This is a genomic window from Pseudomonas grandcourensis, assembly GCF_039909015.1.
GTDB classification, from domain to species: Bacteria; Pseudomonadota; Gammaproteobacteria; order Pseudomonadales; family Pseudomonadaceae; genus Aquipseudomonas; species Aquipseudomonas grandcourensis.
The window spans coordinates 422,646-438,998 of sequence record NZ_CP150919.1; the positions used below are offsets into that span (position 1 = coordinate 422,646).

Annotated in this window: 14 protein-coding genes; 9 read left to right on the plus strand and 5 right to left on the minus strand. The window is 61.5% G+C overall.

Annotated elements, in window-relative coordinates; translation table 11 throughout:
* Positions 1-49 precede the first annotated feature (49 nt).
* The 9 genes from AABM52_RS01820 to mdoH all read left to right on the plus strand — a co-directional run bounded on the left by AABM52_RS01820 (position 50) and on the right by mdoH (position 11,969).
* Positions 50-1,456: an amino acid permease gene (locus AABM52_RS01820; protein WP_046039597.1), complete on the plus strand. Its 1,407-nt coding sequence runs from the start codon at positions 50-52 to the stop codon at positions 1,454-1,456.
* A gap of 17 nt (positions 1,457-1,473) precedes the next feature.
* A complete protein-coding gene (hutI, locus tag AABM52_RS01825) occupies positions 1,474-2,679 on the plus strand; it encodes an imidazolonepropionase (protein WP_347910122.1) in 1,206 nt (401 codons plus the stop codon).
* A 10-nt stretch (positions 2,680-2,689) separates the two neighbouring features.
* On the plus strand, positions 2,690-3,493 hold the full coding sequence (gene hutG, locus AABM52_RS01830) for an N-formylglutamate deformylase (RefSeq protein WP_347910123.1): 804 nt from the start codon (positions 2,690-2,692) through the stop codon (positions 3,491-3,493).
* Between the two features lie 266 nt (positions 3,494-3,759).
* On the plus strand, positions 3,760-4,716 hold the full coding sequence (locus AABM52_RS01835) for a choline ABC transporter substrate-binding protein (protein WP_347910125.1): 957 nt from the start codon (positions 3,760-3,762) through the stop codon (positions 4,714-4,716).
* A 138-nt stretch (positions 4,717-4,854) separates the two neighbouring features.
* A complete protein-coding gene (locus tag AABM52_RS01840; RefSeq protein ID WP_347910127.1) occupies positions 4,855-5,760 on the plus strand; it encodes an alpha/beta hydrolase in 906 nt (301 codons plus the stop codon).
* A gap of 104 nt (positions 5,761-5,864) precedes the next feature.
* On the plus strand, positions 5,865-6,836 hold the full coding sequence (gene pip / locus AABM52_RS01845; RefSeq protein WP_347910128.1) for a prolyl aminopeptidase: 972 nt from the start codon (positions 5,865-5,867) through the stop codon (positions 6,834-6,836).
* Positions 6,833-7,270, plus strand: a complete 438-nt coding sequence (gene dtd / locus AABM52_RS01850) for a D-aminoacyl-tRNA deacylase (RefSeq protein WP_008047807.1) — start codon at positions 6,833-6,835, stop codon at positions 7,268-7,270. The genes pip and dtd overlap by 4 nt, the downstream gene beginning before the upstream one ends.
* A 321-nt stretch (positions 7,271-7,591) precedes the next feature.
* Positions 7,592-9,406, plus strand: a complete 1,815-nt coding sequence (locus tag AABM52_RS01855; protein ID WP_347910129.1) for a glucan biosynthesis protein — start codon at positions 7,592-7,594, stop codon at positions 9,404-9,406.
* Complete coding sequence (gene mdoH / locus AABM52_RS01860; RefSeq protein ID WP_347910131.1) at positions 9,399-11,969, plus strand: glucans biosynthesis glucosyltransferase MdoH; 2,571 nt, start codon at positions 9,399-9,401, stop codon at positions 11,967-11,969. The genes AABM52_RS01855 and mdoH overlap by 8 nt, the downstream gene beginning before the upstream one ends.
* 112 nt (positions 11,970-12,081) lie before the next feature.
* Here the strand turns inward: mdoH and AABM52_RS01865 are convergent, their stop codons facing one another.
* The 5 genes from AABM52_RS01865 to AABM52_RS01885 form a co-directional block, all read right to left on the minus strand.
* Entirely contained in the window at positions 12,082-13,998 is a 1,917-nt protein-coding gene (locus tag AABM52_RS01865; protein WP_347910132.1) for a methyl-accepting chemotaxis protein, read from the minus strand.
* A 121-nt stretch (positions 13,999-14,119) separates the two neighbouring features.
* Positions 14,120-14,827, minus strand: a complete 708-nt coding sequence (locus AABM52_RS01870) for a 16S rRNA (uracil(1498)-N(3))-methyltransferase (RefSeq protein WP_347910133.1) — start codon at positions 14,825-14,827, stop codon at positions 14,120-14,122.
* Entirely contained in the window at positions 14,824-15,618 is a 795-nt protein-coding gene (gene tatC / locus AABM52_RS01875) for a twin-arginine translocase subunit TatC (RefSeq protein WP_347910134.1), read from the minus strand. Before tatC ends, AABM52_RS01870 begins: the two co-directional genes overlap by 4 nt.
* A complete protein-coding gene (gene tatB / locus AABM52_RS01880; protein WP_347910135.1) occupies positions 15,615-16,067 on the minus strand; it encodes a Sec-independent protein translocase protein TatB in 453 nt (150 codons plus the stop codon). Before tatB ends, tatC begins: the two co-directional genes overlap by 4 nt.
* A gap of 10 nt (positions 16,068-16,077) precedes the next feature.
* Positions 16,078-16,350 carry a twin-arginine translocase TatA/TatE family subunit gene (locus tag AABM52_RS01885; protein ID WP_007989280.1) on the minus strand — a complete coding sequence of 91 codons (273 nt, stop codon included), beginning with the start codon at positions 16,348-16,350 and terminating at the stop codon, positions 16,078-16,080.
* Positions 16,351-16,353 lie beyond the last annotated feature (3 nt).

Below are 16,353 nucleotides of genomic sequence, written 5' to 3' on the forward strand. Positions count from 1 at the left end.
CCGCTCGCGATTCGATTTTGCGTCGAATAACAATAATTAGGGACGAGAAATGGCACAGCCAGAAAAAGGTTTGAAACGCGGGCTCTCTGCCCGACATATTCGCTTCATGGCGCTGGGGTCGGCTATCGGCACCGGGCTGTTTTATGGATCCGCCTCGGCCATTCAAATGGCCGGGCCTGCGGTACTGCTCGCTTACCTGATTGGTGGCGCGGCGGTGTTCATGGTCATGCGCGCCCTCGGTGAGATGGCGGTGCACAACCCGGTGGCCGGCTCTTTCGGCCAGTACGCCAGCACCTACCTGGGGCCGATGGCGGGCTTCATCCTCGGTTGGACCTACGCATTCGAAATGGTCATCGTCGGCATGGCCGACGTCACGGCATTCGGGATCTACATGGGCTTCTGGTTCCCGGAGGTCTCCCGCTGGATCTGGGTGCTGGGTGTCGTTTCCATCGTTGGCGGCCTGAACCTGTGCAACGTCAAAGTCTTCGGTGAAATGGAGTTCTGGCTGTCGCTGCTCAAGGTCGCGGCCATCGTCGCGATGATCCTGGGTGGTTTCGGCATCATGCTGTTCGGTATCAGCTCGGCCCCCGGCCAAGCGACCGACATCAGCAATCTCTGGACCCAGGGCGGCTTCATGCCCAACGGCATGGGCGGTCTGATCGCTTCGTTCGCGGTGGTGATGTTTGCGTTTGGCGGTATTGAAATCATCGGCGTAACGGCAGGTGAAGCCAAGGACCCGCAGCACGTGCTGCCCCGGGCGATCAATGCCGTACCGTTGCGGATCCTGCTGTTCTACGTGCTGACGATGCTGGTGCTGATGTCGATCTTTCCATGGCAGCAGATCGGCAGCCAGGGCAGCCCGTTCGTGCAGATTTTCGACAAGCTGGGAATCAGTTCGGCGGCCACCATCCTCAATATCGTGGTGATCACGGCGGCGATTTCGGCGATCAACAGTGACATCTTCGGCGCTGGCCGCATGATGTTCGGTCTGGCCCAGCAAGGGCATGCACCCAAGGGCTTCGCCCGCCTGTCGCGCAATGGCGTGCCATGGATGACGGTCGTGGTGATGAGTGCTGCGCTGTTGCTGGGCGTATTGCTGAACTACCTGATCCCGGAAAACGTGTTCCTGCTGATCGCTTCCATCGCGACCTTTGCCACGGTGTGGGTCTGGCTGATGATTCTGGTGACTCAAGTGGCCATGCGCCGCTCCATGAGCGCCGAGCAGGTCGCGCAACTGAAATTCCCGGTACCGCTCTGGCCCTATGCGCCGGCGGCGGCGATTGCCTTCATGCTGTTCATTTTCGGCGTGCTGGGCTATTTCCCGGACACCCAGGCAGCGCTGATCGTCGGCGTGGTCTGGATCGTGTTGCTGGTGCTGGCTTACCTGACGTGGGTGAAACCGGCGGCGGGCCAGGCAGCCCTGGTGACGCAGGACCCTACTTTTTCTCATCGATAACCTAATGGAGGCCACGGATGAAAACTCTCTGGCAACACTGTCACGTCGCAACCATGGCACAAGGCGTCTACTCGATCATCGAGGATGCGGCCATCGTGACGTCAGGAGCGCACATTGAGTGGATCGGCCCGCGCGGTGAATTGCCGGCGGGCGAGTACCCGGCCGTCAATGATTTGAACGGGGCCTGGGTCACGCCAGGCCTGATCGACTGTCACACTCACACGGTGTTCGGCGGTAACCGCAGCGGTGAATTCGAACAGCGCCTGCAAGGCGTCAGCTACGCGGAAATCGCCGCCAGCGGTGGCGGCATCGCCAGCACCGTGCGCGCAACCCGTGCCGCCAGCGAAGACGAATTGTTTGCCAGTGCCGCCAAACGCCTGAAAAGCCTGATGCGTGATGGCGTCACCAGCATCGAAATCAAGTCCGGCTACGGCCTGGACCTGGCCAACGAACGCAAGATGCTGCGCGTGGCCCGTCGCCTCGGCGCGGAACTGCCAGTCAGCGTGCGCAGCACCTGCCTGGCAGCTCATGCCCTGCCGCCGGAGTACAAGGACCGCGCTGACGACTATATCGATCACATCTGCGCCGACATGCTCCCGGCCTTGGCCGCCGAGGGATTGGTGGACGCAGTGGACGCGTTCTGCGAGTACCTGGCGTTCTCCCCGGCGCAGGTCGAGCGGGTGTTCATTACCGCCCAGGAACTGGGCTTGCCAGTGAAGCTGCACGCCGAGCAGTTGTCGTCGCTGCATGGCTCGAGCCTGGCGGCGCGTTATCACGCGTTGTCCGCCGATCACCTGGAGTTCATGACCGAGGACGACGCCATTGCCATGGCCAAGTCCGGCACGGTTGCGGTGCTGTTGCCCGGCGCCTTTTACTTCCTGCGCGAAACCCAATTGCCACCGATGGAAGCCCTGCGCAAGCACGGCGTGAAAATCGCCATCGCCAGCGACCTCAACCCGGGTACCTCACCGGCACTGTCGTTGCGCCTGATGCTGAACATGGCTTGCACCTGCTTCCGCATGACCCCGGAAGAAGCCCTGGCTGGCGCGACGATTCACGCCGCCACCGCATTGGGCATGGCCGGCACCCATGGCTCGCTGGAGGTCGGCAAGGTCGCGGATTTCGTCGCCTGGCAAATCGATCGTCCGGCCGACCTGTGTTACTGGCTGGGCGGCGACCTGGAAAAACGCGTCGTGCGCCACGGCGTCGAATCAAGTCTGTAGGAGATCTGTTGTGGATAAGGTTCTGAACTTCAAACAAGGCCGCGTACCGCTGCTGATCAGCATGCCCCACGCTGGCGTGCGCCTGACCCCGGCAGTCGAAGCCGGATTGATCCCTGACGCGAAAAGCCTGCCGGACACCGACTGGCACATCCCGCAGCTGTACGACTTTGCCGCTGAACTGGGCGCCAGCACCCTGGCGGCCGAGTACTCGCGGTTCGTCATCGACCTGAACCGGCCGTCCGACGACAAGCCTTTGTACGTCGGCGCGACTACCGGTCTGTATCCGGCCACGTTGTTCGACGGCATACCGTTGTTCCGCGAAGGCTTGGAACCTTCTGCCGATGAGCGTGCTACTTACCTGGAACAGATCTGGACGCCGTATCACAACACCTTGCAAAACGAACTGGCGCGCCTCAAGGCCGAGTTCGGCTATGCGCTGCTGTTCGATGCCCACTCGATCCGCTCGATCATCCCGCACCTGTTCGACGGCAAGCTGCCGGACTTCAACCTCGGCACCTTCAACGGCGCCAGTTGCGATCCACAGCTTGCGACCCGACTGGAAGCGATCTGCGCGCTTCACGACAATTACACCCACGTACTCAACGGACGCTTCAAGGGCGGGCACATCACCCGCCATTACGGCAACCCGGCCGAGAACATCCACGCGGTGCAGCTGGAGTTGGGGCAGTGCACCTACATGGAAGAATTCGAGCCGTTCCGTTATCGCCCGGACCTGGCGGAGCCGACGCGGGTGGTGTTGAAGGAGTTGCTGCAAGGGTTGCTGGCCTGGGGCGCGAAGCACCACAAGGCTTAATGCCTGGCATATAACCCTGTGGGAGCGAGCTTGCTCGCGATAGCGGTCTGTCTGTCACATCTATTTCGACTGATCCACCGCCATCGCGAGCAAGCTCGCTCCCACAGGTAAGCGTTCATCTTGAAAGCGCGACGTAACAGTCGCCACTGTGCAAATCTCGGTCGCCACAGTTCGCTTTTACCGCTCGTCTGCTGCGTAATGTTCTGGTCACGGTGCACAAAGACACCGCCCCGACAATAATCCGCTGCCGCACGAGAATGCTCTCTATGACAAGCCCCAAAGGTCTGTTCACCCGCTGTCTCTCAATCTTCTGCGGCACTGCTCTGTTGAGCGCCGGCGCCATGGCCGCGGACGACGCTTCCTGCAAAACCGTGCGCATGGGCGTGGTCAACTGGACCGACGTGATCGCCACCAGCGGCATGGCCGATGTGCTGCTCAATGGTCTGGGCTACGAAAGCAAGCAAACCAGCGCCGTGCAGCAAATCATCTTCGCCGGCATCCGTGACAAGCGCCTGGACATCTTCCTCGGTTACTGGAAACCGGCGATGGATAAAAACATCGCACCCTTCGTGGCGGCCAATCAGGTCAAGGTCATGGACAAACCGAGCCTGGCCGATGCCCAGGCCACCCTCGCGGTTCCTGACTATGTGGCAGCAGCCGGCCTGAAAACCTTTGCCGACATCGCGAAATTCAAGGATCAACTCGGCGGCAAGATCTACGGCATCGAGCCGGGCAGCGGCGCCAACACCACGATCAAGACCATGATCGAAACCAATCACTTCGGCCTGAAGGATTTCAAACTCATCGAGTCCGGTGAAGCCGGCATGCTCGCCGCCGTTCAGCGTGCCGTGAATCGCAAGGAGTTCGTGGTGTTCGTCGGCTGGACCCCGCATCCGATGAACATCAACATGAAGATCGACTATCTGACTGGCAGTGAAGACGTGTACGGCCCTAATGAAGGCGCCGCGACCGTTTCCACCGTAACTGCGCCGGATTACGCCCAGCGCTGCCCGAACGTCAATCGCCTGCTGGAAAACCTGACCTTCACCGCTGCTCAGGAAAGCCAGTTGATGGTGCCGATCATGGAGCGCCAGACGGCTCAGGATGTCGCGAAAAAATGGCTGCGCGACCATCCCGAGGACTTGCAGCGCTGGCTGGCGGGTGTCAGCAGTTTCGATGGCAAGGATGGCGTGGCGACGGTTCAGGCCAGCCTGAATCACTGACAGCAAAACCTGTAGGAGCGAGCCTGCTCGCGATAGCGGTAGGACATTCAGAATTGATGTCGACTGACACGCCGCCATCGCGAGCAGGCTCGCTCCTACAGGGGATCTCACCCACTTTCCTGAACGGGCATCAGGCTCATGGCTCCTTATCCGCTTTCCAAACAGATGACGGCATTCGTCGACAAAACCCTGAGCTTCAACAGCACCGACAGCAGCATCACCGGGTTGCGCCAGGCCTACAGCGAGATGTGCCGGGCGTTTACCCCGGCACGCCCCGCCGGGTTGCATGTGGTCGATTTCGAGTTGGACGGTGTTGCGGTTCGTTCCTATCAGCCACCGACCAGCGGTGCGTCGTGCATCGTTTATCTGCATGGCGGCGGCTGGGTGGTGGGGGACCTGGATTCCCACGATTTCATCTGTGCCGAATGGGCATCGACACTCGGTGTACGGGTGATCGCCGTCGATTACCGCCGAGCACCGGAGCATCCGTTTCCCGCCGCGTTCGATGATTGCCTGAAGGTCTGGCGAGCTCTGCGCGCCGGGCCGTTTCAACTAGATCCAGCCCGCACGCTGGTGGCCGGCGACAGTGCCGGTGGCAACCTGGCGGCGGCGTTGTGCCTGGCGCTGCGCGATGCCGGCGAGCCAGTGCCATGCGCGCAGGTGCTGATCTATCCGGGGTTGGCCGGCGATCACCAACTGCCGTCGCGCAGTGAGTGCATCGACGCGCCGTTACTCAGCAGCAGTGACGTCGATTGCTATCACGCGCTTTACCTGCGAGGCACCCGCCATCCGGACGCCTACGCCATGCCATTGCTCGCCACGGACTTCAGCGGACTGCCACCGGCATTGATCGCCGTGGCGCAATTCGACCCGTTGCGTGATGACGGCGTGCTATATGCCGAGCGACTGAGTGCTGCGGGTGTTGCTGCCACGCTGTATGTCGGCGAGGGGCTGGTCCATGGCTGTTTGCGGGCCCGAGGGCAGGCGGCCGAGGTCGATGCGCTGTACGAAACCTTGTTCGGATATCTGTCGGCAAAACTCTGACTCTGCACGGGCATGCTCATTGACGTAAATCGGGTTTATGATGCCCAACGGCAGAATAATAGAAGTCCCCCCAGGGATGACCTCGACCCCTTACGGAGTGCGCAATGCAGACTTTGTACCCGCAGATCAAACCCCACGCCCGGCACGATCTGGCCGTCGACGAAACCCACACCCTGTACGTCGACGAAAGCGGTTCACCGGAAGGTTTGCCGGTGGTGTTCATCCACGGCGGCCCCGGTGCCGGATGTGATGCCCAGAGTCGTTGCTTCTTCGATCCCAACCTCTATCGCATTGTCACCTTCGATCAGCGCGGCTGCGGTCGCTCCACGCCCCACGCCAGCCTGGAAAACAACACCACCTGGGATCTGGTCGCCGACCTTGAGCGGATTCGCCAGCACCTGGGCATCGACAAATGGGTGCTGTTTGGCGGCTCCTGGGGTTCGACCCTGGCGCTGGCCTACGCACAAACCCATCCTGAGCGGGTGCACGGCCTGATCCTGCGCGGGATCTTTCTCTGCCGCCCGCAGGAAATCGAATGGTTCTATCAGGCCGGCGCCAGCCGCCTGTTCCCCGATTACTGGCAGGACTACATCGCGCCGATCCCGCTGGACGAGCGCGGCGACTTGCTCACCGCGTTCCACAAGCGACTGGTCGGCAACGACCAGATTGCCCAGATGCACGCGGCCAAGGCCTGGTCGACCTGGGAGGGCCGCACCGCGACCCTGCGCCCCAACCCGCTGGTAGTCGACCGTTTCTCCGAGCCACAACGTGCGTTGTCGATTGCCCGTATCGAATGCCACTACTTCACCAACAACGCCTTCCTGGAGCAGAACCAGCTGATCCGCGACATGGGCAAGATCGCCCATTTGCCAGGCGTGATCATTCATGGTCGCTATGACGTGATCTGCCCGCTGGATAACGCCTGGGAATTGCATCAAGCCTGGCCGAACAGCGAACTGCAGGTCATCCGCGATGCCGGTCATGCCGCTTCCGAGCCTGGCATCACCGACGCGCTGGTACGCGCCGCCGATCAGATGGCCCGGCGTCTGCTCGACCTGCCGCCTGAAGAAGCATGAAGGGCCTGCTGCAACGGGTGCGCGGCGCGCGAGTCGAGGTCGCGGGCGAGATCGTGGGTGCCGTCGATCAGGGATTGCTGGTCCTGGTAGCCGTCGAGCCCGACGATACGCGGGCCAGCGCCGACAAACTTCTTAATAAACTGCTTAACTATCGGGTATTCAGCGATGCTGAGGGCAAGATGAATCTGTCCTTGGCGGATGTGGGCGGCGGGTTGCTGCTGGTCTCTCAGTTCACCCTGGCTGCCGATACCAAAAGCGGGCTGCGTCCGGGTTTCTCGACCGCGGCCCCTCCGGCGCTGGGAGAGGAACTGTTCGACTATCTATTAAGCAAAGCGAAACAGGTGCATGGCACTGTGGCATCAGGTAGATTCGGCGCGGATATGCAGGTGCACCTGGTCAATGATGGCCCGGTAACCTTCCTGTTACAGACCTGAAAGCGTTTGAAACAAGTTTTTACGTTCATTTCGACTGAAAACAGGGCTTTTTCGCGATAAATACTTTGTTACCCCTGATGCGTTGTAACGCGGCCTACTAGATAATCCCGCGCTACGGGGATCAGCGTTCGTTGGTCCATTTTGACTTAGGTAGAGACTTGTCTGGATCCGATTGGGGAATCATTTCACCCCAGCGGAGTCGGAACAATGCTCGCCAACTTGGCAAGAGTGGTTTGCAAGGGCGGTTTTTTCATACCGTACACCGTGCAGACCCTTTAACTGGCCGTTGGTTTTTTGATCTGTTTTCGGCGAGGGTTGCTCGTGATTGTTAGTCCCTGTAACGCACCAAAATTGTCTGCCAAACGGTTACGCAGCGCCCTCGTAGCGGGCTCTGCACTGCTCTGCCTGCTCAGCGCCGGTCAGCTTTGGGCATTCAGTCTGGATGATGTATCGGCCAAGGCAAAAGAGCTGGCCGCGCAGAAATACGAAGCGCCGCGCAGTAACCTGCCGAACGAGTTCCGCGACATGAAATTCGCGGACTATCAGAAAATTCGTTTTCTGACGGAAAAAGCCGAGTGGGCTGATCAGAAGACGCCGTTCAAGCTGTCCTTCTATCACCAGGGCATGCATTTCGATACGCCGGTGAAAATCAACGAAATCACCGCGAACACCGTCGAAGAGATCAAATACGATCCGAGTCGTTTCGACTTCGGCGACATGCAGTTCGATCCCAAGGCCACCGAACAACTGGGTTATGCCGGTTTCCGTGTGCTGTACCCGATCAACAAGGCCGACAAGCAAGACGAAATCATGACCATGCTCGGCGCGAGCTACTTCCGCGTCGTCGGCAAGGGTCACGTCTATGGTTTGTCCGCTCGCGGCATGGCGCTGGATACCGCATTGCCGTCCGGAGAAGAATTCCCGCGTTTCCGCGAGTTCTGGATTCAGCAGCCCAAGCCAGGCGACAAGCACCTGGTGATCTTCGCCCTGCTGGACTCGCCTCGTGCCACCGGCGCCTATCGCCTGACCCTGCGTCCGGGCAGCGACACCATCGTCGACGTCAAGGCGCAGATGTTCCTGCGTGACAAGGTCGGCAAGCTGGGTATCGCCCCGTTGACCAGCATGTATTTGTTCGGCGCCAACCAGCCGTCGAAAGTACTGAACTACCGTCGCGAGCTGCACGACTCCAGCGGCCTGGCGATCCATGCCGGCAACGGCGAGTGGATCTGGCGTCCGCTGAACAACCCGAAACATCTGGCCGTGAGCAACTTCAGCGTGGAAAACCCGCGCGGCTTCGGTCTGCTGCAACGTGGCCGCGACTTCAGCCACTACGAAGACCTCGACGACCGGTACGACAAGCGCCCAAGCGCCTGGATCGAGCCGAAGGGTGACTGGGGCAAGGGCACCGTCGACCTGGTCGAGATTCCGACCGCCGACGAAACCAACGACAACATCGTTGCCTTCTGGAACCCGGAAAAATTGCCGGAACCTGGCCAGCCGCTCGATGTCGCTTATCGTATGCACTGGACCATGGATGAAGACACGATTCACGCGCCAGACAGCGCCTGGGTCAAACAGACCCTGCGTTCCACCGGTGACGTCAAGCAGTCCAACCTGATTCGTCAGCCGGACGGCAGCGTTGCCTACCTGGTGGACTTCGAAGGCCCGTCCCTGGCGGCATTGCCGGCCGATGCGGACGTTCGCAGCCAGGTCAGCGTCGGCGACAACGCCGAGTTGGTGGAAAACAGCGTGCGCTACAACCCTGAAACCAAGGGCTGGCGCCTGACACTGCGGATGAAGATCAAGGATCCGGGCAAGTCCACCGAGATGCGTGCCGCGCTGGTGCAGAACATCGTGCCGGCGGACCTGGCCAAGACTTCGATTCCGTCGTCGAACTCGTCAGTTGCCAAGGCCGACAAGGTTGCCGCCAAGCAACAAGAGAAAGCGGACAAGGAAGCCAAGCAAGCGGAGGCCAAGCAGGCTGAAGCGAAGCCTGTTGCAGATGCCAAGGACAAGGCCAATAAAGACGCCAAGCAGCCTGTTGCTGCCGACGCGGCCCCAGCCACACCGGAATCGGCCCCGACTGAAGAAGTCCTGACCGAGACCTGGAGCTATCAGTTGCCTGCCGATGAGTAACTCTCAAGTACGGCCAGAAACTCTTTCCGAGTATCTGGCGCATCTGCCGATGACCGACGAGCAGCGCGCGGAACTCGCGGGCTGCCAGTCTTTCAGCGAATTGCATGAACGCCTGTCATCGTCGACGTTCGACGCCCCGACCGAAGCCGCCCAGGCTTCGGTGGGCAAACGCCTGACCCTGAGCACCGCCGAAGAGCTGCAGGACGCGGAAATGCTGGTGCTCGACGCCAACGGCCGGGTCTGCCTCAAGGCGACCCCGCCGATCCGGCGGACCAAGGTCGTGCCGGAGCCGTGGCGCACCAACATTCTGGTGCGTGGCTGGCGTCGGATGACCGGTCGTACCAACCCGCCGAAGCCGCCGAAGGACGAACGTGTCCTGCCGGCCGCGCGCTGGCGCACGGTGGGTTCGATCCGTCGCTACATTCTGTTGCTGCTGATGCTCGGCCAGACCATCGTCGCCGGCTGGTACATGAAAGGCATCATGCCGTACCAGGGCTGGTCGTTCGTCGACCTCAACGAAGTGCTGCACCAGCCACTGCTGCAAACCGCCACGCAAGTGCTGCCGTATGCCTTGCAGACCAGCATCCTGATCCTGTTCGGGATTCTGTTCTGCTGGGTGTCGGCCGGCTTCTGGACCGCGCTGATGGGCTTCCTAGAGTTGCTGACCGGCCACGATAAATACCGTATCTCCGGCAAAAGTGCCGGCAACGAGCCGATTCCGAAGGATGCGCGCACCGCACTGGTGATGCCGATCTGCAACGAAGACGTGCCACGGGTATTCGCCGGCCTGCGGGCGACCTTCGAGTCGGTGGCGGCCACGGGTGACCTGGACCGCTTCGACTTCTTCGTCCTCAGCGACAGTAACGACGCCGATATCTGCGTCGCCGAGCAACAGGCCTGGCTGGACGTCTGCCGTGAAGCCGGGGGCTTCGGCAAGATCTTCTATCGCCGCCGTCGCCGTCGCGTAAAACGTAAAAGCGGCAACCTCGACGACTTCTGCCGTCGCTGGGGCGGCGACTACAAGTACATGGTCGTACTCGACGCCGACTCCGTGATGAGCGGTGAGTGCCTGACCAGTCTGGTACGCCTGATGGAAGCCACGCCGGACGCCGGGATCATCCAGACCGCGCCACGTGCGTCGGGCATGGACACCCTGTATGCGCGCATGCAGCAGTTCGCCACTCGCGTGTATGGCCCGCTGTTCACCGCCGGCCTGCACTTCTGGCAACTGGGCGAGTCGCACTACTGGGGCCACAACGCGATCATCCGCATGAAGCCGTTCATCGACCACTGCGCCCTGGCGCCGTTGCCCGGTACAGGTGCGTTCTCCGGCTCAATCCTGTCCCACGACTTCGTTGAAGCCGCGTTGATGCGCCGTGCCGGCTGGGGCGTGTGGATTGCCTACGACTTGCCGGGCAGCTATGAAGAACTGCCGCCGAACCTGCTGGACGAACTCAAGCGTGACCGTCGCTGGTGCCACGGTAACCTGATGAACTTCCGCCTGTTCCTGGTCAAGGGCATGCACCCGGTGCACCGCGCGGTGTTCCTGACCGGCGTGATGTCCTACCTGTCGGCGCCGTTGTGGTTCTTCTTCCTGGTGCTGTCGACCGCGCTGCTGGCGGTCAACACGCTGATGGAGCCGCAGTACTTCCTCGAACCGCGCCAGCTCTATCCGCTGTGGCCTCAATGGCACCCGGACAAGGCGATTGCGCTGTTCTCGACCACCATCGTGCTGCTGTTCCTGCCGAAGCTGCTGAGCATCATCCTGATCTGGGCCAAGGGCGCGAAAGAGTTCGGCGGCAAGTTCAAGGTGACCCTGTCGATGCTGCTGGAGATGCTGTTCTCCATGTTGCTGGCGCCAGTGCGGATGATCTTCCACACCCGTTTCGTCCTCGCCGCGTTCCTCGGCTGGGCCGCGACCTGGAACTCGCCACAACGTGACGACGACTCCACGCCGTGGAGCGAAGCGGTCAAGCGCCACGGTCCGCAAACCCTGTTGGGCTTCTTCTGGGCCATGCTGGTGATCTGGCTGAACCCGAGCTTCCTGTGGTGGCTGGTGCCGATCGTCGGTTCGCTGATGCTGTCGATCCCGGTATCGGTGATCTCCAGCCGCGTTGGCCTGGGCCTGAAGTCCCGCGACGAGAGCCTGTTCCTGATTCCAGAGGAATACAATCCGCCGCAGGCCTTGCTGGCAACCGACCAGTACACCCACGAAAACCGCTGGCATGCGCTGAACGACGGCTTCGTCCGTTCGGTGGTCGATCCACAGCAGAACGCCCTGGCGTGCTCGCTGGCGACCTCCCGGCACAATCAGGCCGAGCCGATCGAATGGTTGCGGATCGAGCGGGTTCGCCACGCGATGAAGGTTGGCCCGGAAGGGTTGACCAACAACGAGCGTGTGCAACTGTTGAGCGACCCGGTGGCATTGGCCCGCTTGCATGAGCAGGTCTGGAACGAAGGTCACCCAGAGTGGCTGGGCGCCTGGCGCAAGTCGGTGAAAGCCGACCCCCACGCGCCGCTGTTGCCGCTCAAGCCAATGAGCGAACAGCCTCAGTTGGCATAATAAAAAAACCCGCGAAAGCGGGTTTTTTTTGCCTTCGAAAAGGCCTTTGCTGGCGATATGTCAGTCACTTCGTGTTGTTGCAATCGCGAGCAGGCTCGCGATGGGTATGCCCTCAAACCCTGAACTTGCCCACCAACATCTGCAAATGCGTCCCCAACCGTGCCAGTTCAACGCTGGACGCCGCCGTCTCTTCACTTGCGGCCGATGTCTGATCCGACACATCCCTCACATTCAGCACGCTGCGGTTGATCTCTTCGGCCACGGCACTTTGCTGCTCGGCAGCCGCAGCAATCTGCTGGTTCATCGCCTGGATCGCCGACACCGTGCGGGTGATGCTTTCCAGTGAGCCACCGGCGCGGCGGGTCAGTTCGACGCTGCTGTCGGTCAGGGTGCGGCTGTTGTCCATGATGGTCGCCACTTGCTGGGTGCCGTTTTGCAGGCCGACGATCAGCTCTTCGATCTCTTCGGTGGACTTCTGGGTGCGCTGGGCCAAGCTGCGGACTTCGTCTGCGACCACGGCAAAACCGCGTCCGGCTTCACCGGCACGGGCGGCTTCGATGGCGGCATTGAGCGCCAGCAGGTTGGTTTGCTGAGCCACGGACTTGATGACGTCGAGTACGCTGCCGATCTTGTCGCTTTCGCGCTTGAGTTCACCCATGGCCTCGGTGGAATGACCGACTTCCGCGGCCAGGCGTTCGATCTGGGCGATAGCCTCTGCGACCACCCTGTCACCTTCGCGGGCCTGCTGGTCGGCGGCGACGGCGGCTTCGGAAGCTTCTTCGGCGTTGCGCGCAACTTCCTGCACGGTGGCGGCCATTTCGTTCATGGCGGTGGCGACCTGATCAGTCTCGATCTTCTGGCTGTTGACCCCGGCACTGGTCTGCTCGGTCACGGCCGACAGCTCTTCGGCGGCGCTGGCGATCTGCGTGACACCGTCGCTGATGCCGCCGATCAGTTCGCGCAAGCCCTGGGTCATGCTCTGCATGGCACGCTGCAACTGGCCGAGTTCGTCGCGGCGCTGCGACGTCAGGTTGTGGGTCAGGTCGCCGCTGGCGACGCGCTGGGCCACGACCAGGGTCTGGTTCAACGGAATGATGATCTGCCGGGTGATCGCCCAGGCGGCCAGCAGGCCGAAGGCGATGGCCAGCACGGTGGCGAGGCTCAGCATGTTCTTGGCATGGGCGGCGTCGGTGTCACGCACGACGGTTTGCGAGACGGTGAGTTTCTGGCTCATGTCCAACAGGATGTTGCCTTGGACGGACATGCGTGCCAGAGCCTTGGCGCTGGCCACCTGGGAGTCGCGGAACTGGCTGACGGCGGCGCGATAGGCCTTCAGCGAGTCAGTTGCCTGTTGCAGGTTGGCGATGTGTTCTTCAGGCAGTTTGGTCGGCAGGCTCTCGAGGTTTTTCAGGGCGTTGTCGATCGCGTCGAGGGCTGGCTGTTCGGCTTCGCTCTTGCCGCTGTAGGTGTATCCACGCACCTGGAAACGCGCCTGCTGGATCAGTTTGCTCAGGTCGATGACGCTGTTGAACGCCGCCACGCTTTCACCTTGCAGCATGGATTTTTCTACTTCGGCGACGCGGGCCACGGCGTTGTCGGCGGTGGCGCCGAGTTTGCTGCGGGCGTCTTCACGCTGGGCGCCGGCCTGGGTCATGTCGTTGAAGGCACGACGGTATTCTGCGACTGCGGCCAGTTGTTGATCGACCATGGCCGTATCGGCCGGTTGCTCGATCAGGCCGCGGGCGGTCTGCAGGCCGCTTTCGAGCTTGCCCAATAGATCGTTGACGGCGCCGGGGCCTTGTTCGCCGCGACGCATCTCGTAATCCAGGCGTGCAATGCGCAGGTCTTTGGTAAGGTCGTTGAGACTGGCGATGAACCCCAGTTTATCGCCACGGCTGGTCACGCCACTCAGGCCGCTCCAGCCGGTGAAGGTGATCAGCAGGGTCAGTAACAGCACCAGGCCGAAGCCGATCCCCAGCTTGCGTTTGACGCTGACGTTTCCCAGATTCTCGGCTAGCCATTGGTACATGCTGAAACTCCCTGGACCACAATTTGGTTTTATGGGGAGGTTATCGGCCGACGTGCGGGGTTCTGTAGTACGGGTGGCTGATCATCCAGGGCAGATGACAGACCTGTGGGAGAGTCCGGGATTAGAAAAGTCGTGCCAGCAGCGCGGTCACGGCGGTTTCGACGCGCAGGATGCGTTCGCCCAATTGCACCGGTTGCAGGCCGGACTTGCCCAGCAGGTCTATCTCGTAGGGAATCCAGCCACCCTCGGGGCCGATGGCCAGGGTCACCGGTTCGCTGAGCGCGCGAGGGCAGGGCGGGTAATTACCCGGATGCCCCACCAGGCCGAGGGTGCCTTCGGTCATCGCGGGCAGACGGTCTTCGACGAAGGGCTTGAAGCGTTTCTCGATCACGACTTCCGGCAGCACGCTGTCCCTGGCCTGTTCGAGGCCGAGGATCAACTGCTCGCGAATCGCCTCAGGCTCCAGGAAAGGGGTCTGCCAGAAGCTCTTCTCGACGCGATAGCTGTTGACCAGCACGATGCGCGGCACACCCATGGCCGCCACCGTCTGGAACACCCTGCGCAGCATCTTGGGCCGTGGCAGGGCCAATACCAGGGTCAATGGCAGCTTGGCCGGCGGTGGCTGGTCGAGGGTGACGCGCAATTCCGCTTCGTCGGCGTCCAGGCGCAGCACTTCGGCCGAACCCATCAGCCCGCCGATCCGCCCGACGCGCATGCTGTCACCGACTTCGCAGCGGTGGACTTCCTGCATGTGGGTCAACCGGCGATCACGCAGGACCGCCCGGTCGGCCGCAATGAAATCGGCCTCTTCAAGGAGCAGCAGGTTCACGCTTGGGTCGCTGGCGGCTGGTCGTTGTGATCGTCAGCCGGCTGATCATCCGGATGCTCGCCACGTTTGCTGATCAGGCTGCCAAACAGGATGCCGATCTCGAACAACAGCCACATCGGCACGGCCAGCAGGGTCTGCGAGAAAATGTCCGGCGGCGTCAGGATCATGCCGACCACGAAGCAGCCGATGACCACGTACGGGCGGATTTTCTTCAGGTATTTGACGTCGACCACGCCGATCCACACCAGCAGCACCACGGCCACCGGGATTTCGAACGCCACGCCAAAGGCGAAGAACAGCGTCATGACGAAATCGAGGTAGCTGGTGATGTCGGTCATCATTTCCACGCCGGCCGGAGTGGCGGAGGCGAAGAACTTGAAGATCAGCGGGAACACCAGGAAGTAGGCGAAGGCCATGCCGGCGTAGAACAGAAAGATACTGGAGACCAGCAAAGGCACGGCGATGCGCTTTTCATGCTTGTAGAGGCCCGGGGCGATGAAACCCCAGATCTGGTGCAGGATCACCGGAATCGCCAGGAACAGCGAGACCATCATCGTCAGCTTCAGCGGCGTCAGGAACGGCGACGACACATCGGTGGCAATCATCGTCGCGCCGGCGGGCAGGTACGCGCGCAGCGGCGTGGAGACGAATGTGTAGATCTGCTGGGTGAAAGCAAACAGCCCGGCAAAGATGATGAAGATCGCCGCTACGCAGCGCAGCAGGCGGGTACGCAACTCGGTGAGGTGCGAAACCAGCGGCATGTGCTGGTCGTTTTCAGGAAGATCGCTCATGGGGCTCGCGGCGGCAGTGTTGGGTCATGAGGGGCCGGCGCAACGGGCGCAGCCGCAGGTGTAACGGGTTCAACCGGAGTGGCTGCAACAACGGGCGCAGATTCAGCAGGCGCGACAACGGGCGCAGGTGTCGGGTCGACGGCAGCGGCAGGCGCATCAATCGTCTGCGCACCCACATGCTCCACCGGCGTCGGCTCCTGCTGGGTCGGCGTGAAGATTTTCCGCGCCTCCTGCTCAAGCGACAGGATGTGCTCGTTGTGCAGTTGCCGACGAATTTCGTCGGCACCGATTTCACGTTCAACTTCCTGTTTGATTGCGTTGAAGCTGCGCTTCAGACGCCCGACCCACAGGCCAGCGGTACGCGCAGCGCCCGGCAAGCGCTCGGGACCCAGCACCAGCAGGGCCACGAGGCCGACGAGCAGCAGTTCAGAGAAGCTGATACCAAACATTAGTCAGTGCTCACACGTCTTTGCGAATCGGCTCTTCGACTTTCTGTGCCTGCACGTCGATGGTGTGCGGCTGGTTTACAGAGGCCTGAGGCTGTACCGGTGGAACCGGTTGGGCCGGGGTCGCATTCGGATCGGCCGGTTTTTCGTCGTCGTTCATGGCTTTCTTGAAGCCCTTGATCGACTCGCCGACGTCGGTGCCGAGGTTTTTCAGTTTCTTGGTGCCGAATACCAGTACCACGACAACCAGGATGACGATCCAGTGTTTCCAGTCAAAAATGCCCATGCT

Bases quoted from the DNA above. Each gene is read 5' to 3' on its own strand.
- dtd (WP_008047807.1), top strand. From the start codon at position 6,833: ATGAAGGGCCTGCTGCAACGGGTGCGCGGCGCGCGAGTCGAGGTCGCG.
- AABM52_RS01865 (WP_347910132.1), bottom strand. From the start codon at position 13,998: ATGTACCAATGGCTAGCCGAGAATCTGGGAAACGTCAGCGTCAAACGC.
- tatB (WP_347910135.1), bottom strand. From the start codon at position 16,067: ATGTTTGGTATCAGCTTCTCTGAACTGCTGCTCGTCGGCCTCGTGGCC.
- mdoH (WP_347910131.1), top strand. From the start codon at position 9,399: ATGAGTAACTCTCAAGTACGGCCAGAAACTCTTTCCGAGTATCTGGCG.
- AABM52_RS01885 (WP_007989280.1), bottom strand. From the start codon at position 16,350: ATGGGCATTTTTGACTGGAAACACTGGATCGTCATCCTGGTTGTCGTG.
- pip (WP_347910128.1), top strand. From the start codon at position 5,865: ATGCAGACTTTGTACCCGCAGATCAAACCCCACGCCCGGCACGATCTG.
- AABM52_RS01820 (WP_046039597.1), top strand. From the start codon at position 50: ATGGCACAGCCAGAAAAAGGTTTGAAACGCGGGCTCTCTGCCCGACAT.
- tatC (WP_347910134.1), bottom strand. From the start codon at position 15,618: ATGAGCGATCTTCCTGAAAACGACCAGCACATGCCGCTGGTTTCGCAC.
- AABM52_RS01840 (WP_347910127.1), top strand. From the start codon at position 4,855: ATGGCTCCTTATCCGCTTTCCAAACAGATGACGGCATTCGTCGACAAA.
- hutI (WP_347910122.1), top strand. From the start codon at position 1,474: ATGAAAACTCTCTGGCAACACTGTCACGTCGCAACCATGGCACAAGGC.
- AABM52_RS01835 (WP_347910125.1), top strand. From the start codon at position 3,760: ATGACAAGCCCCAAAGGTCTGTTCACCCGCTGTCTCTCAATCTTCTGC.